Source organism: Methanobrevibacter sp., from assembly GCF_015062985.1.
Lineage (GTDB): Archaea > Methanobacteriota > Methanobacteria > Methanobacteriales > Methanobacteriaceae > Methanocatella.
Genome location: NZ_SUTI01000006.1, coordinates 26,599 through 50,026 on the forward strand (window position 1 = coordinate 26,599; position 23,428 = coordinate 50,026).

Genomic DNA, 23,428 nt, shown 5'->3' on the forward strand with positions numbered 1-23,428 from the left:
TATTACCCTTTTATAAATTTTAATGCATCACAATTTTTAATTACAACATCCCCTTCCTTTTTAAATCCCATTGATTTAAAAAATGAAATTGAACGGACATTGTCTTTTTTAATATAAGCAACAACTTTTCCATCAATTAATTTTAGGCCTTCTGATAACAATATTTTTGACAAACCGAGGCCCCTATATTTTTTATTTAAACTAATACTGATAACGGGATATTTTTCATCAAAATCTAATCTTAATTGACCAATCAAATCAGTTTCATACTCTAAAACATGAAATTTTACTGAATCGTCATTTAAAATATTATTAAACCACTTTTTGTGATCTTCTAATTGAATTTTTTCCGAATTGAATGAACTTTTACGGACATCATCATCATTTGCAATTTCAAATATTTTTAAACAATCCTCTTTTTGAATGGACCTAAATGTTGAATTATTTTTATAAAACTCATTTAGAATGTTTTTAACAATTTTCAGAGACCCTTTACCATTTACGGCCTGAATACCCAATAATCTTTTATCAAAACGAATCCCATTATCTTGTAAATAATTTATTCTGTCTAAAATATTATCTAAAAGATTATCATCATTCCAACAACCGGCATATTCAATAAAACCCTGATTTATCCAATTTTTAATATTATTTTTCTGATTATCAATAATGCCAATAGCCACTGTTGGAACACCAATACATGCAAGTTCATATAATGTTTGACCACTGGCAGAGATAGCTAAATCAACAGAACTCATTGCATTAATAATTTCATCAGAATCCGGAGAGTAAATTAACTCAACATGATTATTTTTTAAGGATTCAATCTCATGAGTGTTTTTAAAGCTATCTGCAATTATGACCTTCTTATTAACTTCGGGAAAATTCTCATTTAACAATTTTAATATTTTTGGAGTTAAATTTCTTAAATCATTGCCACCCAGGGTAATTAAAATATTTTCAATGGAATCATTTATTTTTAATTTTTGAATGTTCCAAAAATCATTTCTCAATGGAATAAATTCACTTCCAACCAAATAAGTTATATCTCCCCTTTCCAAATAACCCATAGCGGAAGTATCCAATGTTCCATTAACTACAATTCCTTTCGGATAATCTAAACGATTATTATCATCAATATAAACACATAATGATGAATTTTTAGAAATTTCATTATAAAAAGTCAAATCTGCCAAATAAGAATCAATAACAATAATATCTGCTTTAAAAGATTTATTTAACCAATCGGTAATTTCTACAGGAATATCCGGAACAATAGATTTTATTGATTCATCACCATTTACGATGAACCTTGGGGAAATATTATAATGTTCAAAAGCTTGATAAATAGAACTGCATCTAGCTACATGACCATATCCGTAATCTTTTCCACCTTCTGTTAAAATTACCACTTTCATTTTAATCAAATTCAGAAATTACTTTGAAAAGTTTCTCTTTGACAAATTCTATATCATCATCAGATAATGTTGGATACATAGGAATACTCATTACCCTTTTATAAAATTCTTCGCAAACAGGACATAATTCACTATCAAATCCTAATTTTTGATAATATGGTTGTTTGTAAACCGGAATATAATGTACTTGAACACCCAAACCTTCCTGTCTTAATTTTGAAAAGATTTCTTTTTTATGGTTGGTAAATTTTTCTTTTAAAAGAATAGGGTATAAATGATAAGCGGATTGCCTATTTTCCTTTTCAAGTATAACATCGAAATAAGGATTTTCGGCAAATATTTCATCATAGGTCTTGGCTATTCTCCTTCTAGCTTCAATAAACGAATTTAATTTTTTAAGTTGTGAAATACCCAATGCGCATTGAATATCAGTTATACGATAATTGAAACCTAATTCCTGCATTTCATAATACCAATCACCATGAGACTCATTAACTAAATTGTTTTTGGTTATTCCATGTGATCTGAATAACTGTAAGCGCTCATAATACTCTTCATCGTTTGTAACAATGATTCCACCTTCACCAGTTGTAATATGTTTAACTGGATGGAAGCTGAACATTGCCATTTCAGAATACTCCAAAGATCCGATTTTTTTGCCGCCGTACACCGCACCTAACGCATGAGCACTATCCTCAAAGAGTTTAACATCATTATCTTCAGCTATTTCGGAAAATTCTTTTAGGTCTACAGGCTGGCCAGAATAATGAACGGGAGAAATCAATTTAGTTTTATCACTAATTTCAATTTTAGATGCATCCAAGTTACCAGTTTTGAGTTCAACATCCCCAAAGTTCACATCAGCTCCCAGGTACAATGCTGCATTTGAAGTAGCAACAAAAGTATTTGGAGAAGTAATTACTTCATCCCCTTTTCCAATGCCTAAAGCAAAATAAGCACCATGTAACGCTGAAGTTCCTGAATTAAAAGCTACAGCATATTTTGCACCACAATATTTAGCAATGTCTTTTTCGAATTCTTCAATTTTAGGTCCTTGAGTGATTAAAGGAGATCTGAGAGTTTTTACAACCTCTTCAATATCATCCTCATCAATAGTCTGTTTTCCATATGGTAAAAATTTAGAAATAAAAAACACCCCAATTAGTTTTCTTCAACAATATTACGCTTAAATACAGGATTCACTTTTTTACCAATTAAAATACCTTCTGTAGAATCTTGTTCAATAGCCTTTTTAATATTAATCATCGCTTCTTCAGCAGCAGATAAGAAAGCTTCAATTTCCTTTTCAGTGTGAGATAAATTGATATTATTAATTCCAACAGTTATTATTCCATTATGAATCATTGCTTGGGAGTAAATTGAATTAATATCTAAATAATCTAAACTTCCAACATCTTCAAATTCAACACCACAGTGTGGTGGAAGTCCACTGACAAGAATAACATCCCCCAATTCATATTTTTCAATAAGCCCTTCAAGTCCTTCTTTTAACATTGTTCCTAATTTCCAAATATGATCATAGGAGCCAGGTTTTTCCAAAATTTTTAAAGCTGCAATGGATCCTGCCATAGATAATGCTTCACCACCGAATGTTGTTGAAACAAAAATTCCGTCTTCGATTTGTTTCATGATTTCTTTTTTACCTGCAACAGCTGAAATTGGCAATCCGTTACCCATGCCCTTTCCAAAAGCAGCCATATCAGGAACAACATCATATAATTCTGAAGCTCCACCTAAAGCATATCTAAAACCAGATACCACTTCATCAAATATTAAAACTGCACCATTTTTTTCTGTTAATTCTTTAACTTTCTGTAAAAAGTTGTCTTTAGGACCGTTGGCTTGAATTGGTTCTAAAATGACGGCTGCAATTTGATTAGGATACTCATTAAAAAGTTCTTCTAATGATTCAATATTATTATATTCGAAAGTTTTTGTTAAATTTGAGATATCTTTTGGAATTCCTTTATTATTTTCGGTTGAACCAATAGACCAATCATGCATCCCATGATATCCGGATAATGCAACCAGATCTCTTCCAGTGAATGCTCTAGCTAGTCTGATTGCAGAAGTAGTGGCGTCACCACCATTTTTGACAAACCTTACCATTTCTGCACAAGGAATAATTTCAATAACTTTTTCAGCTAATTCAACTTCAACTTCAGCTTGAAGAGAAAATGAAATTCCCTTTTCAAGTTGTTCTTTAACAGCATTATTTACTTCTTCAATATTATATCCGATTGTTATTGGACCTAATGCACATACAAAATCAATGAATTTATTTCCGTCCACATCATATAAATAACAGCCTTCACCTCGTTCAATAAACGCAGGAGAATCTCCTTGACAATAATATCTATATGATTTACTGTATGTTTGAGCGCCTAACGGAGTTACTTCAACAGCTCTTTTTAATAATTCATTACTTTTTTCATAGTTTGCCATTTTATCACCAGTTAAAAATTATTCCATTTTCTAGGATCAATTAAATAATCGTCATTTATTCTTAAACTGTCAAAATCAATATCCTCTAAAAGAGTCTTATCAAACTTATCTATGCTTTTTATATTAGTTTCTAACTCTTCAGGAGAGTTAACTCCCAAAATAGTTGAATTAATATAATTATTATAATAAACAAATACACTAGCTAATTCTGCTGCACTAACATCACATTTATTAGCAATATCTATCAAATCCTGTTTGAAAGGCTTTATTTTTTCTAAGCCTTCTGGAACATCATCAATATCGCAGGGAATGATTCCTTTCAAGAAAGTTGACCTGCTTATCAAACCGATATTATTTTCTTCCAGTTGATTTTGAATGGCATCAAAACGCCTATCAAAAATGTTGTAAGGAATTTGGAAAAAATCAACAGAACCACTGTGATTTTCTGTTATGAACTCTGTTTCCTGTAATTCATAAACTGAAACGCCGAATAAATCAATCAGGTTATCATCTTTTAATTGATTGACTACAGTCCAAAAATCATCGTTTTTGTAAATTTCATCAACAGCTTGATGTAGTTGTAGAATAGGAACTTTATCTAATTGAAGTTTTTCTAATGACTCTTCAACAGAATTATAAATGTTATTCTTAAAATTGGTGTAATTTAAATTATCTAAATCCTCAATCAATCTTAATTTAGTGGCTATTACAAAATTATTTTTATAATTTTGTAAAAAATTTCCAATTTTTTCTTCACTGTCACCATACTCACGTGCCGTATCAATTAATGTGATACCATTGTCATTTGCAGTGGTGAGAATGGCATTTACTTCATCTTGAGTTTTTCTTTTAGTAAAACCATAATCAAGACCAAATTGAACAGTCCCCAATCCAAATTTAGAAATTTCATATTTTGAGTTTCTAAAATTATTCATCAACATTTCTACTACCTAAATCAACATCTTCTCTTAATGATTTTAATAAACCTTCATTTCTGGTAAATTTTGAATTAATCTCCAATAATTCAGGTTTGTCATTTAATAATTGCACTACATCATCCATTGTAAAAAAAGAATCCTCATTGAAAAGATTTTTATAAACTTCCTTTATAAAAATAAAATCTTCTTTTTCATCCAAAGTCCATCTCAAATCAGATAAATCAATGTCATTTTTTACATTACCCAATTTAAATTTATCAGGATTGTCTCGGATATATAAGGTAACATGTTCCCTTTGAGAACTTAAATTAGCATTAACCCAAGTATCCTTTAAAACATGGAAATTGAACACTTCACAATCAAGACCATCAGGATATGTGCAATCGATAACATTAGTAGTGTAATCATTATTTTCAGAAATATGTTCTTCGACAACTTTATCCACAACAAAAGGATCTATCAAAGGACAATCTGAAGTTATCCTGATTACAATATCATCATCTTTCATATGATTATCCATTGCCGCTTGATAATACCTGTCTAAAACATCATCTTCACTACCAACAAAATAATCAATATCGTTTTCTTTACAAAAATCTATAATAGGAACGTTATTAGAATCAAAACTTGTTGCAATGATTATTTTATCAATAAAATTACTTTTATTTAGTCTTTTTACAACGTGTTCAATGACAGGACTGCCACACAAATCCATCATTACTTTGCCGGGCAATCTTGTTGAACCCATTCTTGCTTGAATAATTGCATAAATCACGTTATCATCTAGTAAACAATATCTATATCTTTTAAAGCTTCACGAATCTCTTCCACACTTAACCATTCAGTATTATTATCTGATGCATAGCGGAATCTGTCATCTACTTTTTTACCGCCATCTTTGATATTGACATTCTCCCACCATTCCAATTCAGGGTAGATTACGTAATAATCATCATATTCATAAGCAGACCTTGAATCTTCAGCAGTAATCATTACTTCATGGAGTTTTTCGCCAGGCCTAATCCCAACATCTTCAAGTTCACAATCAGGAAGCATTGCTTTTGCTAAATCTGTAACTTTAAATGACGGACATTTATAAATAAATAATTCACCACCGGTTGCCTCATCAATAGCTTTTATTACCAAATCAACTGCTTCATCAAGAGTAATCCAAAAACGAGTCATTCTCATATCGGTAATTGGCAGTTTTGTTTCTCCTTCCTCAATTAATGTTTTAAAAAATGGAATTACGGAACCTCGACTTCCGCTAACATTACCATAACGAACAACAGAAAAATGAGTATTTTTAGCCCCAACATATGCATTAGCAGCAATGAATAGTTTATCTGAAACCATTTTAGTTGCACCATAAAGATTTACAGGATTTACTGCCTTATCAGTTGATAAAGCAACTACTTTTTCAACATCTTTATCAATAGCCACATCAACAATGTTCCTTGCACCATCAATATTAGTTTTTATAGCTTCCAAAGGATTGTATTCACAGGCTGGAACTTGTTTTAATGCCGCTGCATGTACAATTATATCAACACCATCACAAGCTCTTGCAAATCTTTCCTTATCCCTTACATCACCTATAAAGTATCTCATTAATTCATTATGTTCTGCAAATTGTCTTTGCATTAAATATTGTTTGTACTCATCTCTTGAGTAAATAATGATTTTTTTAGGATTAAATTGTTCTAAAACCCTTTTAGTAAATTTTTTACCAAAAGAACCTGTCCCTCCAGTAATTAAAATAACTTTATCATCTAACATTAGTTTGCTCCTATTGATTAATAAAAATTCAAATAAATATTAAATATTAATATATTATTTTCTACTTAAATATTTAACATACTAAATATAATAAGTACTATATAAATTGAAAAATCGTGAGTTTATGAGTCAAGTACAAACAATATTCAAAAATATGAGTTGGTTATTTATTTCCCAAATTGTTGCCAGCATCTGTGCATTTATTTGGACTGTGTTAATGGCAAGATATCTTGGAGTGGATAAATATGGTATTTTTGGATTTGCTACTTCCTTAACTGCTATTTTAATGGTTACTACTGATTTAGGATTAAATACTCATATTGTCCGACATATCGCTACCGATTATGATTCTGCACCAAAATATTTAGGTAATGCAATACCCCTGAAATGTATTTTCGGTGTAAGTACAATGATTTTAACATTAATTATTTTGATAATAATGAAAACGGATGAACTCACATTTACTGTAACCATGCTGTTCACTATTGAAATGATTATAAAAACAATAATAAACTTATTAAACGGATCATTTCAAGCATTTGAAGAAGGAAAATATCAGGGAATCGAAAATACATTATTACATATCATTTTATTAATATTCATTTTAATTACAATATTTTACGATTTCGACATTATCGGAATTGCAATTTCATACATATTAGCAAATGCCATTGCATTTATTTACGCTTATTATGCCCTTGAAAAAAATGTTACTAAACCTAAATTCGAGCTAGATTTAGGATTTTGTAAAGAAATTACCATTTTATCACTACCTTTTGCAATCATTAGCCTATTATACATCATATATTACTCCATAGACGTAGTTATGCTTACCAATATGGTTGGAAATTATGCTTCTGGAATCTATAATGCAACATACAAATTAATATCCGTCTTAACCTTATTTTACTCAGTTTACAGTGCAGTGATCTTCCCAGTAATGAGTAAATTTTTTAATGATGATGAATCCCTACTTTTGATAAGTTTTGAAAAATCAATAAAATATCTGATGCTTATAATTATCCCAATTGCAGTAGCAACAGTTTTATACTCAAATGATATAATACACTTAATTTATGGGCACAAATATGATGCTGCATCATCTGTTTTATGCATTTTAATCTGGACAGTCTGTTTATTATTCATTAGTGGAGCAACCACCACATTACTAAATGCATCACATAAAGAAGTAAGTGTTACAAAAATATATGGAATAGCTGCAATATTTAACATAGCTTTAAACTTCGTCATGATTCCGTATTTCTCATATAACGGAGCTGCAATTACAACCGTTTTAAGTGATGTTTTAATTGTTGTTATCCAAGCATATGTAATCTATAAACTAGGTCACAGACCAAACAAAAAGTTATACTTTGACATCATAAAAATAATAGCCGGATCAGCAGTCTTAGGAATTGCACTATACTTCTTAAACCTAAACATGTGGGTGGCACTTCCAGTTGGAATAATAATTTATTTTGCATCTATTTATCTATTTAGATTCTTTGATGATGATGACACATATGTAATAAAAGAAATTATAGGAAGAAACTGATAATACAAAAACCAAATATTAAAGAATAACCATTACTATTTATTATAGCATTCGAATTATGTCTTGTAGTTCACTTTTTAATCAGAATGTCCAAATTCATGATATTGCAAGGGATATTCGAATATTGGAAATATTTTTGTTACTACTTTTAATTATTAGGATCATTCTTCCTTTAAAGTAAGATTACAAATTCTTAAAGATGAAATTTGCCTAACTCTAATTTAATCTTTAATATAAACATTATCTTCAAAATCTTTATATAAAATTTGTGCAGATACTCTTTCTTGGATTTCACAATTAAAATTTGAAGTATTATGTGAATATTGTTTTTTCTCTACAAGAGAATACTGAGGATTACTTAAAAAAAGATTAGCATAATCCATTTTATAAGTAAATGTTTCTTCATTATGAACATTAATCCTTTTATAAGGATTGGTTGTATCAAAATCTGTTATAAATAAGAATCCTCCTGTTTTTAAAATTCTATCTGCTTCAGATATGGATTTGAATAAATATTTCCTATCTACCCAAAACAGAGAAAATCCAAACATTACAATATCCATAGACTCATCATCATAAGGAAGAGAATCAGAACTCCCTTTTAATAAAACTTCATCTCCATTAAAAAATTTGTTATTTCCATCTGATATGGCTTTTGAGGAAGGTTCAATACCTGAAACTTCACATTTTAAGTTATCCTTAAAGAAATTAAGGTTGCGACCATTACTCGCACCAATTTCCACTATTTTAATATCTTCAAATTCATTGTTTAAAAGAAACTGGGTATAAAACAACACATCCAATCCCACATCCTCATTAAGAGCTTTTTTATTTCTTAAATAATAAGCATCCCCTTCACTTTTTAAAAAAATATCTCGGCTATACATACACTTAACTATATAATTACAATATAATAATTTTATCTTGTAATCATATTGTATATTATTGACTCAATTAACAACTGCAACAAAAATAATCGAATGACTTTCCAGAATATCCTAAAAACAGACATATTAAACTGTTTAATAATTTGTGATGCTCTTTATAGAAACTATCCGGATCTTCCACATTTTAAAAAAAAATGCACATATCTCATTTATATTGTAATTGTCTTCTTATTTGGGTTAATGCACCTTATTTTAAGCAGGAAAAAAGCATATAATTCAAATAGTTATAGTGATTAATTTTCAAAATAATAAATGTTATATATAACTTACGAGTTATTACTTTCATGAAACCAAAAGTTTTGCTTGCAGTTATTGCAATCCTATTAATCATTTGTGCGGGTGCTTTTGCGATTTCAAATGCTACGGCAGGTACTGATTCCGTCAGTATTGACGCAAATGCGCTTGAAAAGAAGGGCAACATTACTGTTGACTCAAAAACATTAGATGTAACAAAAGGACTTTTTTCAACTGAAAACGCTGATATTAACGCTATTTTAGTTAAAAATGGTGGAATATTAAAACTTACTAATTCTATTATAAACAAAACCGGTGATACTGCATCCACCGGTGATGACGCTGATTTTTATGGAATCAATTCTGCTGTTTTAGTTAATACAAACGGCAGTCTGGAAATCTCCGATGTCGAAATCAACACCAATTCCAAAGGATCCAATGGTATCTTTGTAACCAATGCAAATGCCAGCGGAGATTCTTCCCAGGGCTCCGATGAAGGAGGACAACCTCCCGAAGCAACAGGCAATGGCAACGCAGGAGGACAAGCTCCTGAAGCTGGTGATGGAGGACAACCTCCTGAAAAACCTGAAGGTTCCGGTGAAGGAGGATCTGCACCTGGCGGAAACGGTGGAGGACCTGGTGAAACTACAGTTTCCGGAAACACAACAGCAACAGTTAAAAACGTGAAGATTACAACACATTCCGATAAGTCAAGAGGCCTTGACGCAACATACAACGGAGTAATCAATGCCGAAAATGTCATTATCAACACCGACGGCCAAAGCTGTGCCGCTCTTGCAACCGACCGCGGAGAAGGTCAGGTCCATGTCAAAAACTCAGAAATAAACACAGGAGTGAGCAAATCCAGCGGAAGGGGTTCACCTTTAATCTACTCCACAGGAAATATCACATTGGAAAACACTAAAGGTACTTCTTATGTTTCCCAAATAGCTTGTATAGAAGGTAAAAACTCCATTGAACTTACAAACTGTGAATTAAACGGTTATGGTGAAGGAAACCGTAAAGACGGTGATGCATATGTCGATTTAGGTGGAGTATTCATTTACCAAAGCATGAGCGGAGATGCTGATGTTGGAACATCCCTCTTCGATGCTAAAAACTCCAAACTATCAATTCCTAAAGAATCTTCAGTCTATAAAGAGGCACCAATGTTCCATGTAACCAATACTGCCTGCGTTATCAATCTGGACAACACCGAGTTAAGCTTCGGAAGCGGAACATTCCTTGAAGTTTCAAGCCAAAACCAATGGGGAACTCAGGGATCAAACGGCGGAGTGGCTGAATTGAACACCAATAACGAAAAAATAGAAGGAAATGTTATTGTTGATGCAATCAGCTCTCTCAACTGGACCATGAAAAATACTGAGTTTAAAGGAGCCGTCAACTCTACCGGAAACACTACCGTCAATGTTGCAGACGGATCCACATGGACTTTAACCGGCGACAGTGCCGTATCCAGTTTAACCGTTTCCGGCAAGATTGATTACGGAAACTACAAATTGACTGTCGGCGATAAAACTTACGACAGTTCAAATCCATTTAAATAATGGAAAGATTTATTTCTTTCCTTATTTTTCATTTTTAACATAATCTAACCAGATTATCCACCTTATCAAAATCACTATCAAAACTGGCAATCTTAATAATATCCTCTTTTTTCATTACCGCGACGTACATTGCATCAAAAAATGAGATTGTTGAGTCATATTTTACGAATTCATTCATTGCTTCACCATACAATGAATTGTCATCGACTACATGGAAAAAATTCGGAATATTCCTATATATTTCCATGATGTCTTTTGTCTTAAGCTTATTTTTTAATATGGTGACCGTTTCGGCAATGACCAGATTGGAGATTACAAGTTTCTCGTTTCTTATTTCATCATACACCCTAACTGCAGATTCATGCCAATCATCATTTGAAACGAACAAAGCCACAACAAAAGTAGTGTCTAAAAAAATCATTTAAAGCACACCATCCTTGAAATCTTTTTTTAGATTTACACAATCCATACTGTCATCTGCATTATATTTCCCAATGAATTTATCAAGGCAAATTTTATTTCGTGGTGTTCTTTTACGATACATTCCATGTTTTTCCACAATTTCAGATGATGGCATTTTCCCTTCCTTATAATTGAAAACATTCACTGTATCACCTAACTTAATATTAAAATCCTAACTATTTAAATATTTTCATGAAACTATAATCTGCTGTTTTTAAAATCGTGCTTCAACTGAACGGAATCAATATTTTCAGCTGCAGAATACTTGCCTATCATTTCATCCAATGTTAAATCCTTGATGAAATCAAGTTCTACTTTTCCATCCTTAGTTATCTTCCATTCCACTTTATAAGATTTATCCAAATTAAATTCCTTGCGGATTTCAAGAGGAATTACAGTTTGAAACTTGTCATATATTCTTGTTACACTAACCATTGACAATGCCTCCTAACTATAATTTAATTTCCTAACTCCATATAAATATTTATGTTTTTAAAAAAAATAGCGTTAATAAAATATATTAAAACAAAAAAAAAGAAAATGAGTTCAGCAGTCAAAGCCTGCTTCATATACTTCTTTTAACAATTCAGGTTGGGATTTTACATCACCGAATGCAGAAAATACTGCCTTTTCAGTCGGGTTTTTGGAAAAACTAATGAAATCCCTGATTCCAACCAATACGTTTCCGTTGCTTGAGCCTGCAGCGGTAATAATGTAGTAATCCTTGTTTTCCAAATCCCTGAATATAGGATAGCATCTGTCAAAGAACCTTTTAAGGGTTCCGCACATTGAATAGTAATACACAGGTGTTGCGTATACGATTACGTCCGCTTCCATCATCTTATCCAGGACCTCTGCAAGACCATCTTCCTGGAAACATTTCATTTCAGGTGTTTTGCATTTATAGCATGCCTTGCATGAATGGAATCGGATTTCTTCCAGATTATATTTTACAACTGCATTGTCCGCATCAAGGGCTCCTCTTACAAATTCATCACATAATGTATCTGAGTTTCCACCTATTCTTGGTGATGAACTTATCACAATAACTTTTTTAGACATGATAACTACTCTCTTTTAACTATTATTTATTCGTTTTCTATCCAGTCTTTTGCTTTTGAAGTGTCACCCATGAACCTGATTCCCTTTGCAAAGCTAAGTTCAGGATATGTTGCCTGGAGGTCGCTTACGCACTTGTCAATTCCGGATCCTCCTGATGTGCAGAATGCCTTGATTGTTTTGCCTTTCAAATCAACGCTTTCAATGAAGGTATTGATGATTGTCGGTGCGGTGTACCACCATACCGGAAATCCGATGACAACAGTATCATATCCTGAAACGTCACATGTTTCAGCTATCGGAGGTCTGAACTGCCTGTCATTCATTTCAATTGTTGATCTTGAATTTTTGTCTGTCCAGTCCAAATCCTGAGGGGTGTATATTTCCTCAGGCACGATTTCAAATATGTCATATCCGTTTTCACCAGCTATTTTTTCCGCTACACCTTTGGTAACTCCGCTGGCTGAGAAATACGCTACTAAAACATTACTCATATTATCACCTGTTTAAAATTAGGTTTTCATATTATATAATTGTTAACATTCGCAACAATTATGATTCGAAAAAAATGAAATTGACAAAAAGATATAAGCAATCTAAAACAGATATATAACATTATTAAATTAATGAAGGTAATACAAGATGTCAAAACCTGTTGTTGCAATAACAAGACCTAAGGATCGGGCAAAAAAGGCTTGTGAAATTGTAGAGAAATTAGGCGGTGTGCCGATTCTTGCACCGACACTTGATTTGGAGCCTGTAAACAGCGAATCACTGAAAAACCTGGTTAAAAGAAAAGATGAATTGGACTGGATTATCTTTACATCCCCGACAACCATCGTTTCACTGAATAAGTTTTATCCGGATTTCATTGAAAGTCTTGACTGCAGGCTGGCAGTCATCGGAAACAAGACAGGAAAGCTTGCTGAAAAAAACGGCTTGACTGTTGACCTGATGCCTGAAGAGTTCACAGCCGAAGGTCTAATTGAAGAGTTCCGGAAAAGGAAAATCACCGATAAAGTAATTGGAATTCCCAGAACCGCTTCTGCAAGACCGATATTACCTGAAAGCCTGGAAGAACTTGGAAATGAAGTTATTCTGGCTGAAGCCTACAAATCACTGTTTCCGATGGATGAAGATGCCGTCAAGGATTTGATTTCAAAAATTGAAAATAAGGAAATTGACGCTATCACATTCACAAGTCCATTGACTGTTGAAAACTTCTTTGAAATAGTTGAGGACAAGGAAAAAATAGCCAGACTGCTTTGTGAAAATCTTTTGACCGTCTGCATAGGCCCCATCACTGCAAAGGTTTTGGAAAAATATGGCGTTACCTACATTTACCCAGACACTTATACGGTTCCTGACATGATGGAACTATTATTCAAAACATTGGACAGGTGTTAGATATGATTACAATTTGGCCACAATATTTAAATAAGAATTTATCCCTTAAGCAAGGTCGTAAAATCGCTTTGGAAGATTGCGTTAAAGAACCGACCATGAATGAAATCGAAAAAGCATTGAAAAGACTTGGACTTAAATACAATATCGACAAGGAACGCGCTTATCCTGGAAAATGGTATGAAAAATCAGGCAGAGTACTTGTTGAATGGGAAGGGACAAAATTAGAACTGATAAAAGAAGTTAGCTTAAAGATCAAAGATATAAGAAACTGATTACTATGCAAATACCACAACTGATGCACGAACAATACCTTGAAGCGAAAAAGATTATTGAGAATTCACAAGACATTAAGGTCTACTCACATATCGACTGTGACGGGATTTGTTCCGGTGCAATTTTATCAACCACACTTGACAGACAAAATAAGAAACATGACATCGAATTCGTGAACCTTGATGTTCTGGACAACATTGAACTTGACCATGAACTGACAATATTTTCTGATTTGGGTTCAGGCCAGAACATTACCGGAAAGGCCAAACCAGGTCAAAAGATAATTGTTTTGGACCACCATCCACCCTTAAGGGACCTCGATTATAAAAACGATAAGAATTATACATATCTGGAAATCAATCCTATGCATCACGGCATTGACGGGTCATATTATGTTTGCGGAGGAGGATTATGCTATTTCCTTGCAAAGGAATTCGGATACACTGACTTGAGCTGGATTGGAGTGTTGTCCGCTATCGGAGATATGCAGAACACCAGAACCGGACATTTTGAAGGTTTGAATGAAATCATCCAGCAGGATGCAATTGACGGAGGATACCTCGATGTGACAAAAAGCGACATCAACATCTACGGAAGAAATACAAGGCCACTGTTTGTTGCACTATCCTACTTCAGCGATGTCAAATTGCCGATTACAAACAACACTACAGAAACCATGGCCATTTTGGAAGAGCTGGGAATTGATGAAAAACACAACAGGAAAACCTTAAATCAACTGACAATGGAAGAAAAGGGCAAGCTTTACCAGAGACTTGTTGAAATGATTTCAAAAGTTGTTCCCGGAAGATATGTCAAATACATCCCACAATTAATCATAGGAGATTCATATACATTCCTGAAGGAAGACAAAAACAGCTTTTTAAGGGATGCCTCCGAGTTCTCAACTGCAATGAATGCCTGCGGACGAAATCATGAAGAAAAGATTGCAATGGAAGTGCTGAAAGGCGACAGGATTGTAGCATTGGATGAGCTTGAAAGCGTAAGCTTGGATCATAGACGCAATCTTGCCCAATCAATCGCCAAAGTGGCTGAGGGCGATGAAACCAACATCATTGAGCTGGAAAATCTGCAATATTTTGACGGCGACGGAATAAAGCCAGAAATTGTTGGAACAATAACAGGAATGATTCTCGGATACTGCAACTGGAAAAAACCAATCCTCGGTTTTACTCAAACAGACAGCGACGGGCTTAAGGTATCGCTGAGATGCTCAAGATTGCTTTCCTATGACGGCATACACTTCGGAAATATAATCAGAAAAATTGCCGGAGAAGTTGGAGGAAGCGGCGGAGGCCATTCAATGGCATGCGGAGCCTACATTCCAATTGATAAAAAATCAGATTTCATTGAACTGTTTAATAGGGAACTTGATGGTAAAATAACAAATTAATATATATACTATAAAATAGTAAATATTATATTATCAAGTATAATTGAGGAATGAATAATGATGAAAGCATTTAAAAAAAGAGGTGCACTAACCCATTTTCAAATTTTGAGTGAAATTTCAAAACAAGATCCGCACCTCAAACAAAAAGATTTGGCTAATAAATTAGGAATTACAATTCAGGCAGTGTCCGAAAATATCAAAACACTTATTGAATTAGGTTATATCACATCAAAAGATGGCAGATCCCCTTATAAGATTACTCAAGCCGGCATTGACAAAGTCAAAAAAGATGCAATCAGCTTGAGGAAATATTCCGATTCTGTTTTAGAGACCATGAACCATTATAAAACAATATGGCCAGCAATTGCAACAGAAGAACTTAAAAAAGACGATATTGTCGGCCTTTATATGGACGATGGAGTATTATACGCTCACAAAAAAGAGGAAAATGCAACAGGTCTCGTTATGGATGATGCGGAATCCGGCATGGATGTGGCATTGACAAACCTTACCGGAATCATTGAAATGAGTGTCGGTGAAGTTACCGTCATTAATGTCCCAACCATAAAAGATGGAGGATCAAAATCCTGCGATTTAGACTTAATTAAAAACGTTTATGACAAAGGCACCAACACTGGTGAAAAAATTGACAAAATAGCTGTTGCAGGTACTGTTTCACGTGCTGTAGCCAATAAATTAGGTTTATCAATTGATATTGAATTTGCAGCTCCACAAGCAACCGCCAATGCTGCCCGCAAAGGACTGAATGTTCTTGCAATTTGCGTTGGAGACATGAGCAAAGCATTTACACGCGAATTGGAAGCTGAAAAAATCAAATACAACATTATAGATGGCGGAAAATAATCAATTTTCCCTTATCATTTTCAATAAAGCAGCTGCAAGTTTATCTGATTTGAATTTATTAGTTTCACTTTTCTTTATTATTCCAACATATTCCTCCAAATCATCATTGCTAATCATATTTTTTGCTTTTTTTATAATGAACTCATTTTTGATGTCGTTTAATTGCCTAAGCGTGGGCACTTCCTTTTCAACGATTCTGGTTTCATTGGATTTTTTTATATTGTTGAATCTTGCCACTTCATCGCGACTTACCAATGTGAAAGCGTAGCCTGTTTTTCCCGCCCTTGCAGTTCTTCCGATTCTGTGAATGTAATCGTCAAGGTTTTGCGGAACATCATAATTGATGATGAATCCAACATCGTCAATGTCAAGGCCCCTTGCAGCCACATCTGTTGCAACCAACAGGCGGATGTTACCGTTTCTGAATTTGTTCAATACCTTATCCCTTGCCTTTTGGGTCAGGTCACCATGAAGAGCGTCAACGGAAAATTCCTGCTTTTTCAGATGTTTTTTAACAAAATCAACACTTTTTTTGGTATTGCAGAATATCAGGGCAGTTCTGATGTCATAGGCTTCAATCAGACGAGTCATGCTTTCAAACTTGTCCTCAATGTTGCATTTGAATGCATACTGGGTTATCTTTGGAAGGTTCTGCTTTCTGTTAGCTATCTTAATAAATTTGGGATTTTTTTGATAGTTTTGAGCGATTTGCCTTATTTCATCAGGGATTGTGGCCGAAAAGAGCAATGTCTGCCTTTGATCAGGAGTCTTTTCAAGGATTTTTTCAATGTCCTCTCGAAATCCCATCTCCAGCATTTCATCGGCTTCATCGAGAACAACGCTTTCAATGCCAATCAAATCCAGGTTTCCCCTTTCTATGTGGTCAATTACACGACCAGGAGTTCCAACTACGATATGAACCCCCTTCTTCAATACCCTTGTCTGCTTTCCGATCGGCTGGCCTCCATAAACCGCCAAAACCTTAAGCTTTTTGATGTTGCTTCCCGCCTTGGAGATTTCTGATGCCACCTGCATGGAGAGCTCCCTTGTAGGACATAATATTATGGCCTGAGGAGACCTGTCCGGAATGAAAATCTTTTGAAGAATCGGCACTGCAAATGCAAGGGTCTTTCCGGAACCTGTCTGTGCCTGCCCAATGATGTCAATCCCCCTTAAAGCGTCAGGAATTGTTTTTGCCTGAATTGGAGTCGGCTTTGTAAAACCCATTTCATCTATGGCGCTTTTGATATCATCTGAAATGTTTAAATCATCGAAATTCATTATTATTAATATTTAAAAAACAGGGTTTATATTAGTTTTGTTTGAACTGATTTTTGAGGAAAATGATGCAGATACCGGAATATCTCATCGTTGTTGTTTAAGATACCGTTCTCGCTGGTTCTTTTTTTGAAAATCTTCATCAGTTCACTGTTGTTTGGAGATGTCACTGCATAGGAATCCCCAAATTTTTCAGCATATTTTTTCCTGAGGCCAGGGAAATTTTCATCAAGCCTTCTGTAGAAATACTCGCGGTTGCCTTCCCTTAAAGTCAATCCCATGCCAAAGCAGATTATGCCGCGAACTTTGCTTTCAATGCAGAAATCAAGTATCCCGTTTATGTTTTCAGCACTGTCATTGATATAGGGCAGAATCGGACACAACCATACGACAGTTGGGATTCCCGCCTCGTTTAATGTCTTCAATACTTCGACCCTCCTTGAAGTCACGCATACGTTGGGCTCCAGAATGCGACATAACTCATCGTCGGCTGTTGTCAATGTCATCTGGATTACTGCCTTTGACTTTTCATTGATTTTTTCAAGAAGGTCCAAATCCCTCAATACCAAATCGGATTTCGTGATGCAGGTAAATCCGAAGCCGTACCTGTAAATCAGCTCCAATGATTTTCTGACATATCGCAAATCCTTTTCAAGCGGGACATAGGGATCTGTCATCGAACCTGTTCCGACCATTGCAGGCTGGCGCTTAAGAAGCTCCCTTTTTAGAAGCTCAAGAGAATTTTGCTTTACTTCAATGTCTTCAAAGTCATGATTCATGTTGTAGCATTCGCTTCTGGAATCGCAATATATGCATCCGTGAGTGCATCCCCTGTAGAGGTTCATTCCATTATTGGCGGACAGCAAAGTTTTTGAAGTTACATAATGCATGAATTTTAATTTAATCCTAATCGCATATAAAAAAATCGAAAGAGCACATGGAAAGTAAAAAGATAATGGCATATATGAAAAGGAACAAAGGGGATATCATGGAACAAAAAAACATTATAGGATATGAAAAGGAATATGACATTAAAAAGCATCCTTCAATCAAAGGTCTTCAGATAATTGAAGGTAAAAGCAATTTCCCAATTAGCTGGCTCAACAAACAGGGATATTGTGAATACCAGCTATATCTCGAACATGTAAAAGGTATAGAAACCACACCAACACAGGCAATGACCCACGGAAGCGAGATTCACCAGCAGCTTGAAGACATATTCAAACAGGATTCCACACCTGCAACATTTGAGAATGCCCTCAACGAGTCAAAGGAAAAGGCTTCAATGTCAAGGGAAGTTTTTGTAGTTGCCCCCGATTACGGAATCAGGGGATACATCGACGAAATTTGGATGAAGCCTGATGAAATAGTCATAATCGATGACAAGCCTGGAAGGACACCATATGAATCCACAATGAATCAGGTAAGAGCATATTGCCTTGCCTTCAAAGACATGACCGGAGATGAACGTAAAATCAAAGGAGCATTGAGAGAAAGAGGGACAGAAAATCTATTCTGGATTGAAATATTCACTGAGGATATTGAAAAGGAAATCAAGTTTACTATAGACAGGATGCACGGCCTCTTCGATGGGACCAAACCTTTCATTGCAACCAAAAATCCCAACAAATGCAGGTCCTGCAGATTTAAAGATGAATGTGAACATGCGAAATAGATTTACATGAACAGAAAAGCAATTTCAATAATTCTACTAATCATATTTCTGATAACTATTCTATTTACAGTGGCGAACATCTTTCTGGAAGATTCAAGCACACAGGAAAACCAAACGGGAACACTGAAGATAGGCAACGTCAGTGTGAACTATGAAAATGGCGGAAAGTGCATTGAAGTGATTGACGCCAATACCATCCAAGTATACGGCGTCGGACGGGTTCAGCTGGTTCAGATAGATGCCCCAGACAGCGAACCTCAAATAAGTGAGGCAAAAAAGTTTGTTGAAGAGAGATGCCTTGGAAAAACAGTTTATCTGAATATAGACGACAAGCAGCCGAAAGACAAATACGGACGCACAATCGCCATAGTATACACAGACAGTGAAGATATCAATAGGGGACTGCTGGAGAACGGTCTGGCCAACATTTCATATTTCGAGCCAAGCGAATTTAAAAAAGGAGAAGTATAGCTAAACAGCCCTGTTCAAACCCAAATAGATTTTGTTTTTCTTATATACTTTTTCTAAAATCTCATTCCATTCATCAACAGTGATATGTCCCTTGTTCGGAATCATATTGTCGAGGGACGATTCATTCAGGTTCAATATGTCCGCAAGAACAAAGGACAACGCCCTGCCTGTCAGAGGCAAATCATAAGGGTCATAGCCTGTTACGGTCAAAACCCAAATGTTATCCCTTGAAGAGCTGTCATATTCCCTTTTGAGCGAATCGAACCAGGATGCTATGACATTGCCTTCACATCCTATGCCGCAGCCTATTGAAATGTAATAATCTTCGGCAGAAAAATCAATGGAATCAATAGCTTTTCTTATTTTGGAGTTTAATTCATCAGAACCTATTTCCAAATCAAACTCATTATTTGTTATAAAATCAGAAACATAATTTTCAAGTTCTTTCTTGTTCTTGAAGTAGCCTATCGGCTCCAATCTGTCGGGATCCCTGTCGCAGAGATCATATATCAAGTCCTCATCAACGTCAACAATCTCATATCCGTCTAGCTTATGGGACTTATACTCCTTGAAATCTATGCAATAGTTTTCCAAATCCTCTTTATTCAGGTACCAGAGTACCTGGACTTTTCTAATCATTCAAATCTAAATATATTGGTATTGATGAGCTTATCTTAGCTCATCGATGACAACTGTTTTTGTAACAGTGTTCAGTAACCTGTCGGTCTTCAATATTTTGCCTATAGCCCAATCAAAAATGATAGGGAACCAATAGATTTTGGTTATATTACGTACAAGAGCCTGAGGCATTGAAATTCTGGCCCCGTTTTTAGATCTTACCTGCAAATACATAATGGATTTGCCGACAGTGGCTCCATATGTTTTTTCACAGTATACGAAATATACGAATATCAAAATCGGAACGATGTAAATAAGTACCTGGTATAATGAATAAGCATGACCTGCCACTGCAAAGTTCAATAAAAAAGACACAATCCACATGAATGCTGAAAGGACAAAGAAATCCATAAGATATGCGATAACCCTTCTTGTAAATACACTTACCATCTTATCACCTTAACAAACTCTAGGAACAGGATCAGCTATAGGTGCTTCCAAAATTCTTTCACCGCCGATAGGAGTTTTTACTATGACATAATCACCCTCGACGACTTCACCTACAATAGCTGCATTTTCACCATATTTTTCATTTTTAATAGCTTCTAAAACCTCATCAGCCTTATCAGCCTTAACTCCCATTACAACCTTGCCTTCATTGGCCACTTCAAAAGGATCGATTCCCAACATCTCGGATACCGCATGGACCTCATCCCTGATTGGAATGGCTTCCTGTTCAAGCACGACGCCCACGCCCGCTTTTGATGCCATCTCATTAATGGCATTTGCAAATCCTCCACGGGTAGGGTCCTTCATGGCTGTAACTCCACCAATTTCTAAAGCTTTGCTGATAATGTTCCACATCGGAGCTACATCAGATTTCAAATCAGTTTCAAAGCCAAATCCTTCTCTAAAAGACATGAGACTCATTCCATGGTCGCCTAAGCTTCCGGTGACAATAATCTTGTCGCCGACTTCGAGGGTTGAATCACGGATGACCTCACCCTTTTTAGCCAATCCGATACCGGTTGTAACCATGACTATGCCGTCAAGCTTATCCTGAGGCATTACTTTGGTGTCGCCTGTGATTACGGCAACGTCCACTTCTTCACAAGTCTCGTTTAAAGATTTCATTATTTTGTCTAAATCATCAATTGGAAATCCTTCCTGCATGATAATTGCATTTGAAATAGCCAAAGGACGTGCTCCCATTACGGAAACATCGTTGATTGTTCCGGCAGCTGAAATCCTTCCTATATCCCCTCCAGGGAAAAACAATGGATCAATAGTATGACCGTCAGTTGTCATGACTATTTCATAATCTCCAATCGGTATAGACGCCCCATCATCAAGAGCATCTAAACTAATACCACCATTAACGCTTTTTTTAGTGATATTATCCAATATTGTGCTGGAAATAAGGTTAGCCATCACTTCCCCGCCAGCACCATGATTCATACTAATTTTATCTTCTGACATTTTATCTCCTAATTATCATATGCTATGGATAAAATTATGTTAAAACAAGTATTTAATAATAATGAATAATGTATAAAAATAGTAAAAAAAAGAGAATTTAAAGAAAAATCTTTAAATTAAAATTCCGTTGATAACACCGTCTTGACCAGGTCTTGATGTTACTTTAGCATTACCTTCAGGAGTTTCTACAATAGCACCTTTGGTAATGATGTTCCTTCTTACGTAGTTAGTTGATTTTCCTTGAGAAATTGCCATTATTTCACCTAAATAAATATAATAAATAATTAATAATCGCTGTCAATAAGGCTCTTTTCAATTAAACTATTTGCAAGATTAATAATAGCCTAATTCTTGAGAGCAAAAAAGAGTCTTAAAGAATAATGATAATAAAATATTAATTTATCATTATATATAAATGTTTTATTTTTCAAGAGAAAAATCAAGTTTTTACTTTTTGTTTTTCAAAATAAATTCATCAACCAGCCTGTCAAAATCATCTTCGGTGATATTTTCATCGGAAGCCGCATCCAGTATTTTCTGTATTTCCTCCTGTGAAACGTCATCACCTAAAAAATCCTGCAGCAGTTCCCTCAAATCCTCATCGTCAATGTATGCCTGACCATCTGAAACATTGAACTCGCAATTGCCTTCATCGTCTAAAGTATAATAGGGAATATTCTTTTCCATTCAAACACTACTCCTTTGGAAATTCATAATATGTGATAGCATACGGATCATCCTCATAATGCCATTCGCAGGCCATGTCCGCACCCATGTCCATGTTGTCCTCAAGTTGAACCACAATATTGATGTCCTGGGCCAAATTTTCAGCATCAATGCCCAATTCATTCAAATCGATTACAAGCTCATCCCCATCGCTGCTTTCGGAAACGACAATGACTATTTCATCACCGGGAAGGTTCCCATCCAATACGACATCGGCGAGTCCGCCATCATCCAATTCGATTGAATTGTCTTTTCTATTGCTTATAAGCAGATAGTTCTTAGCAAACAACTCTTCAATGTCCAATTCGCATGCAGGACAGATGAAGCTGCCTTTCGACAGTTCACAACCGCAAGATGGACAGAAATTAATTTTCACCATTTTATAAAAACCCCAACAATTGGTATTAATTATTATTTAATAAGTTATATTTAAAATTTAAAGATAGCAACTAATAGTTGCTATCGATTGAAAAGCTGATTTCCGGAATTTCAAAATCGTTCCTGCACCTGACGGAAAATACCTTCAGGTCCTCAATGAACATGGACAAATCAAGGAAGGACCTGTCGCAGCCTATGAATATTTTCACATTCGGATTTTCCAGAATCTCCTTCGGAATACTGAAGACCTCAGATGCGCCGTCAACATATATGGAATTCGGGAAGTTGTTCCTGTCAAGGCCTAAAAACACCCCATCATGAATGCTGTAATCGGCAGACATTCCGTTTTCATTTTCAACTTTTCCTGCAAACGTATCATTTGCTTCATCATAACTTGAAATCAGTCTTTTTTTCATAATATC

The 23,428-nt window shown here is 34.8% G+C and carries 28 protein-coding genes and 1 pseudogene; 8 read left to right on the forward strand and 21 right to left on the reverse strand.

The window, feature by feature from the left end; translation table 11 throughout:
- Positions 1-2 precede the first annotated feature (2 nt).
- Genes E7Z77_RS03925 through pseB form a run of 6 tightly spaced genes read right to left on the reverse strand, consistent with a single transcriptional unit; the run spans position 3 to position 6,601 of the window.
- Positions 3-1,418: a bifunctional UDP-2,4-diacetamido-2,4,6-trideoxy-beta-L-altropyranose hydrolase/GNAT family N-acetyltransferase gene (locus E7Z77_RS03925; protein ID WP_292750492.1), complete on the reverse strand. Its 1,416-nt coding sequence runs from the start codon at positions 1,416-1,418 to the stop codon at positions 3-5.
- A gap of 1 nt (position 1,419) precedes the next feature.
- A complete protein-coding gene (gene pseC / locus E7Z77_RS03930) occupies positions 1,420-2,574 on the reverse strand; it encodes a UDP-4-amino-4,6-dideoxy-N-acetyl-beta-L-altrosamine transaminase (protein ID WP_292750494.1) in 1,155 nt (384 codons plus the stop codon).
- 5 nt (positions 2,575-2,579) lie between these two features.
- Positions 2,580-3,884 (reverse strand): aspartate aminotransferase family protein, encoded by a 1,305-nt coding sequence (locus tag E7Z77_RS03935; RefSeq protein WP_292750496.1) that lies wholly within the window; start codon positions 3,882-3,884, stop codon positions 2,580-2,582.
- Between the two features lie 11 nt (positions 3,885-3,895).
- The gene (locus tag E7Z77_RS03940; RefSeq protein WP_292750498.1) at positions 3,896-4,825 is read right to left on the reverse strand and encodes an aldo/keto reductase; all 930 of its coding nucleotides are present in this window, start codon (positions 4,823-4,825) and stop codon (positions 3,896-3,898) included.
- A complete protein-coding gene (locus E7Z77_RS03945) occupies positions 4,812-5,597 on the reverse strand; it encodes a glycosyltransferase family protein (RefSeq protein ID WP_292750500.1) in 786 nt (261 codons plus the stop codon). The genes E7Z77_RS03940 and E7Z77_RS03945 overlap by 14 nt, the downstream gene beginning before the upstream one ends.
- Before the next feature lie 8 nt (positions 5,598-5,605).
- The gene (gene pseB, locus E7Z77_RS03950; RefSeq protein ID WP_292750502.1) at positions 5,606-6,601 is read right to left on the reverse strand and encodes a UDP-N-acetylglucosamine 4,6-dehydratase (inverting); all 996 of its coding nucleotides are present in this window, start codon (positions 6,599-6,601) and stop codon (positions 5,606-5,608) included.
- Positions 6,602-6,725: 124 nt separating this feature from the next.
- Between pseB and E7Z77_RS03955 the strand changes: the two genes are divergently transcribed.
- Positions 6,726-8,156, forward strand: coding sequence for a flippase (locus E7Z77_RS03955; RefSeq protein ID WP_292750504.1), 1,431 nt, complete (start codon positions 6,726-6,728; stop codon positions 8,154-8,156).
- A gap of 221 nt (positions 8,157-8,377) precedes the next feature.
- On the opposite strand, the gene E7Z77_RS03960 is transcribed toward E7Z77_RS03955, so the two are convergent.
- The gene (locus E7Z77_RS03960; RefSeq protein WP_292750506.1) at positions 8,378-9,043 is read right to left on the reverse strand and encodes a class I SAM-dependent methyltransferase; all 666 of its coding nucleotides are present in this window, start codon (positions 9,041-9,043) and stop codon (positions 8,378-8,380) included.
- A 344-nt stretch (positions 9,044-9,387) separates the two neighbouring features.
- Between E7Z77_RS03960 and E7Z77_RS03965 the strand changes: the two genes are divergently transcribed.
- Positions 9,388-10,905: a hypothetical protein gene (locus E7Z77_RS03965; RefSeq protein ID WP_292750508.1), complete on the forward strand. Its 1,518-nt coding sequence runs from the start codon at positions 9,388-9,390 to the stop codon at positions 10,903-10,905.
- A gap of 34 nt (positions 10,906-10,939) precedes the next feature.
- Here E7Z77_RS03965 and E7Z77_RS03970 read toward each other — a convergent pair whose 3' ends face one another.
- The 5 genes from E7Z77_RS03970 to E7Z77_RS03990 all read right to left on the reverse strand — a co-directional run bounded on the left by E7Z77_RS03970 (position 10,940) and on the right by E7Z77_RS03990 (position 12,920).
- On the reverse strand, positions 10,940-11,326 hold the full coding sequence (locus E7Z77_RS03970) for a PIN domain-containing protein (RefSeq protein ID WP_292750510.1): 387 nt from the start codon (positions 11,324-11,326) through the stop codon (positions 10,940-10,942).
- Positions 11,327-11,512: a hypothetical protein gene (locus E7Z77_RS03975; protein ID WP_292750512.1), complete on the reverse strand. Its 186-nt coding sequence runs from the start codon at positions 11,510-11,512 to the stop codon at positions 11,327-11,329. It lies immediately after the preceding gene.
- A 53-nt stretch (positions 11,513-11,565) separates the two neighbouring features.
- Positions 11,566-11,802 (reverse strand): hypothetical protein, encoded by a 237-nt coding sequence (locus E7Z77_RS03980; protein WP_292750514.1) that lies wholly within the window; start codon positions 11,800-11,802, stop codon positions 11,566-11,568.
- Positions 11,803-11,913: 111 nt separating this feature from the next.
- Positions 11,914-12,429 (reverse strand): flavodoxin family protein, encoded by a 516-nt coding sequence (locus E7Z77_RS03985; protein WP_292750519.1) that lies wholly within the window; start codon positions 12,427-12,429, stop codon positions 11,914-11,916.
- A gap of 26 nt (positions 12,430-12,455) precedes the next feature.
- On the reverse strand, positions 12,456-12,920 hold the full coding sequence (locus E7Z77_RS03990; protein ID WP_292750521.1) for a flavodoxin: 465 nt from the start codon (positions 12,918-12,920) through the stop codon (positions 12,456-12,458).
- Between the two features lie 148 nt (positions 12,921-13,068).
- Between E7Z77_RS03990 and E7Z77_RS03995 the strand changes: the two genes are divergently transcribed.
- Genes E7Z77_RS03995 through E7Z77_RS04010 form a run of 4 tightly spaced genes read left to right on the forward strand, consistent with a single transcriptional unit; the run spans position 13,069 to position 16,381 of the window.
- On the forward strand, positions 13,069-13,833 hold the full coding sequence (locus tag E7Z77_RS03995; RefSeq protein ID WP_292750523.1) for a uroporphyrinogen-III synthase: 765 nt from the start codon (positions 13,069-13,071) through the stop codon (positions 13,831-13,833).
- 2 nt (positions 13,834-13,835) lie between these two features.
- On the forward strand, positions 13,836-14,105 hold the full coding sequence (locus E7Z77_RS04000) for a signal recognition particle subunit SRP19/SEC65 family protein (RefSeq protein WP_292750525.1): 270 nt from the start codon (positions 13,836-13,838) through the stop codon (positions 14,103-14,105).
- A 5-nt stretch (positions 14,106-14,110) separates the two neighbouring features.
- A complete protein-coding gene (gene recJ, locus E7Z77_RS04005; protein ID WP_292750527.1) occupies positions 14,111-15,517 on the forward strand; it encodes a single-stranded-DNA-specific exonuclease RecJ in 1,407 nt (468 codons plus the stop codon).
- A gap of 60 nt (positions 15,518-15,577) precedes the next feature.
- Positions 15,578-16,381 carry a winged helix-turn-helix transcriptional regulator gene (locus tag E7Z77_RS04010; protein ID WP_292750671.1) on the forward strand — a complete coding sequence of 268 codons (804 nt, stop codon included), beginning with the start codon at positions 15,578-15,580 and terminating at the stop codon, positions 16,379-16,381.
- On the opposite strand, the gene E7Z77_RS04015 is transcribed toward E7Z77_RS04010, so the two are convergent.
- Both E7Z77_RS04015 and E7Z77_RS04020 read right to left on the reverse strand, forming a co-directional pair.
- Complete coding sequence (locus tag E7Z77_RS04015; protein WP_292750529.1) at positions 16,382-17,662, reverse strand: DEAD/DEAH box helicase; 1,281 nt, start codon at positions 17,660-17,662, stop codon at positions 16,382-16,384.
- A gap of 26 nt (positions 17,663-17,688) precedes the next feature.
- The gene (locus E7Z77_RS04020; RefSeq protein WP_292750531.1) at positions 17,689-18,549 is read right to left on the reverse strand and encodes a radical SAM protein; all 861 of its coding nucleotides are present in this window, start codon (positions 18,547-18,549) and stop codon (positions 17,689-17,691) included.
- Positions 18,550-18,647: 98 nt separating this feature from the next.
- Between E7Z77_RS04020 and cas4 the strand changes: the two genes are divergently transcribed.
- Positions 18,648-19,334, forward strand: a complete 687-nt coding sequence (cas4, locus tag E7Z77_RS04025; protein ID WP_292750533.1) for a CRISPR-associated protein Cas4 — start codon at positions 18,648-18,650, stop codon at positions 19,332-19,334.
- A gap of 6 nt (positions 19,335-19,340) precedes the next feature.
- Entirely contained in the window at positions 19,341-19,805 is a 465-nt protein-coding gene (locus E7Z77_RS04030) for a thermonuclease family protein (RefSeq protein WP_292750535.1), read from the forward strand.
- Here the strand turns inward: E7Z77_RS04030 and E7Z77_RS04035 are convergent, their stop codons facing one another.
- The 7 genes and pseudogenes from E7Z77_RS04035 to E7Z77_RS04065 all read right to left on the reverse strand — a co-directional run bounded on the left by E7Z77_RS04035 (position 19,806) and on the right by E7Z77_RS04065 (position 23,422).
- Entirely contained in the window at positions 19,806-20,444 is a 639-nt protein-coding gene (locus E7Z77_RS04035) for a hypothetical protein (protein WP_292750536.1), read from the reverse strand. It lies immediately after the preceding gene.
- 30 nt (positions 20,445-20,474) lie between these two features.
- A complete protein-coding gene (locus E7Z77_RS04040; protein ID WP_292750537.1) occupies positions 20,475-20,873 on the reverse strand; it encodes an RDD family protein in 399 nt (132 codons plus the stop codon).
- A 9-nt stretch (positions 20,874-20,882) separates the two neighbouring features.
- Positions 20,883-21,902: a hydrogenase expression/formation protein HypE gene (gene hypE / locus E7Z77_RS04045; protein ID WP_292750539.1), complete on the reverse strand. Its 1,020-nt coding sequence runs from the start codon at positions 21,900-21,902 to the stop codon at positions 20,883-20,885.
- A 111-nt stretch (positions 21,903-22,013) separates the two neighbouring features.
- Positions 22,014-22,136: pseudogene (locus E7Z77_RS04050) on the reverse strand (30S ribosomal protein S8e); the annotation flags it as partial.
- 213 nt (positions 22,137-22,349) lie between these two features.
- On the reverse strand, positions 22,350-22,589 hold the full coding sequence (locus tag E7Z77_RS04055; RefSeq protein ID WP_292750541.1) for a hypothetical protein: 240 nt from the start codon (positions 22,587-22,589) through the stop codon (positions 22,350-22,352).
- Positions 22,590-22,596: 7 nt separating this feature from the next.
- Entirely contained in the window at positions 22,597-23,007 is a 411-nt protein-coding gene (locus E7Z77_RS04060; protein WP_292750544.1) for a hypothetical protein, read from the reverse strand.
- Between the two features lie 70 nt (positions 23,008-23,077).
- Positions 23,078-23,422, reverse strand: coding sequence for a hypothetical protein (locus tag E7Z77_RS04065; protein WP_292750546.1), 345 nt, complete (start codon positions 23,420-23,422; stop codon positions 23,078-23,080).
- Positions 23,423-23,428 lie beyond the last annotated feature (6 nt).

Coding starts and splice junctions, on each gene's coding strand:
- E7Z77_RS03925 (WP_292750492.1), bottom strand. CDS start 1,418: ATGAAAGTGGTAATTTTAACAGAAGGTGGAAAAGATTACGGATATGGT.
- E7Z77_RS03955 (WP_292750504.1), top strand. CDS start 6,726: ATGAGTCAAGTACAAACAATATTCAAAAATATGAGTTGGTTATTTATT.
- E7Z77_RS04030 (WP_292750535.1), top strand. CDS start 19,341: ATGAACAGAAAAGCAATTTCAATAATTCTACTAATCATATTTCTGATA.
- E7Z77_RS03965 (WP_292750508.1), top strand. CDS start 9,388: ATGAAACCAAAAGTTTTGCTTGCAGTTATTGCAATCCTATTAATCATT.
- hypE (WP_292750539.1), bottom strand. CDS start 21,902: ATGTCAGAAGATAAAATTAGTATGAATCATGGTGCTGGCGGGGAAGTG.
- E7Z77_RS03960 (WP_292750506.1), bottom strand. CDS start 9,043: ATGTATAGCCGAGATATTTTTTTAAAAAGTGAAGGGGATGCTTATTAT.
- E7Z77_RS04000 (WP_292750525.1), top strand. CDS start 13,836: ATGATTACAATTTGGCCACAATATTTAAATAAGAATTTATCCCTTAAG.
- E7Z77_RS03980 (WP_292750514.1), bottom strand. CDS start 11,802: ATGGTTAGTGTAACAAGAATATATGACAAGTTTCAAACTGTAATTCCT.
- E7Z77_RS04040 (WP_292750537.1), bottom strand. CDS start 20,873: ATGGTAAGTGTATTTACAAGAAGGGTTATCGCATATCTTATGGATTTC.
- E7Z77_RS03990 (WP_292750521.1), bottom strand. CDS start 12,920: ATGAGTAATGTTTTAGTAGCGTATTTCTCAGCCAGCGGAGTTACCAAA.
- E7Z77_RS04065 (WP_292750546.1), bottom strand. CDS start 23,422: ATGAAAAAAAGACTGATTTCAAGTTATGATGAAGCAAATGATACGTTT.
- E7Z77_RS04060 (WP_292750544.1), bottom strand. CDS start 23,007: ATGGTGAAAATTAATTTCTGTCCATCTTGCGGTTGTGAACTGTCGAAA.
- pseB (WP_292750502.1), bottom strand. CDS start 6,601: ATGTTAGATGATAAAGTTATTTTAATTACTGGAGGGACAGGTTCTTTT.
- E7Z77_RS03970 (WP_292750510.1), bottom strand. CDS start 11,326: ATGATTTTTTTAGACACTACTTTTGTTGTGGCTTTGTTCGTTTCAAAT.
- E7Z77_RS03995 (WP_292750523.1), top strand. CDS start 13,069: ATGTCAAAACCTGTTGTTGCAATAACAAGACCTAAGGATCGGGCAAAA.
- E7Z77_RS03985 (WP_292750519.1), bottom strand. CDS start 12,429: ATGTCTAAAAAAGTTATTGTGATAAGTTCATCACCAAGAATAGGTGGA.
- E7Z77_RS04035 (WP_292750536.1), bottom strand. CDS start 20,444: ATGATTAGAAAAGTCCAGGTACTCTGGTACCTGAATAAAGAGGATTTG.
- E7Z77_RS04015 (WP_292750529.1), bottom strand. CDS start 17,662: ATGAATTTCGATGATTTAAACATTTCAGATGATATCAAAAGCGCCATA.
- E7Z77_RS04055 (WP_292750541.1), bottom strand. CDS start 22,589: ATGGAAAAGAATATTCCCTATTATACTTTAGACGATGAAGGCAATTGC.
- E7Z77_RS03935 (WP_292750496.1), bottom strand. CDS start 3,884: ATGGCAAACTATGAAAAAAGTAATGAATTATTAAAAAGAGCTGTTGAA.
- recJ (WP_292750527.1), top strand. CDS start 14,111: ATGCAAATACCACAACTGATGCACGAACAATACCTTGAAGCGAAAAAG.
- E7Z77_RS03940 (WP_292750498.1), bottom strand. CDS start 4,825: ATGTTGATGAATAATTTTAGAAACTCAAAATATGAAATTTCTAAATTT.
- cas4 (WP_292750533.1), top strand. CDS start 18,648: ATGGAACAAAAAAACATTATAGGATATGAAAAGGAATATGACATTAAA.
- E7Z77_RS04020 (WP_292750531.1), bottom strand. CDS start 18,549: ATGCATTATGTAACTTCAAAAACTTTGCTGTCCGCCAATAATGGAATG.
- E7Z77_RS04010 (WP_292750671.1), top strand. CDS start 15,578: ATGAAAGCATTTAAAAAAAGAGGTGCACTAACCCATTTTCAAATTTTG.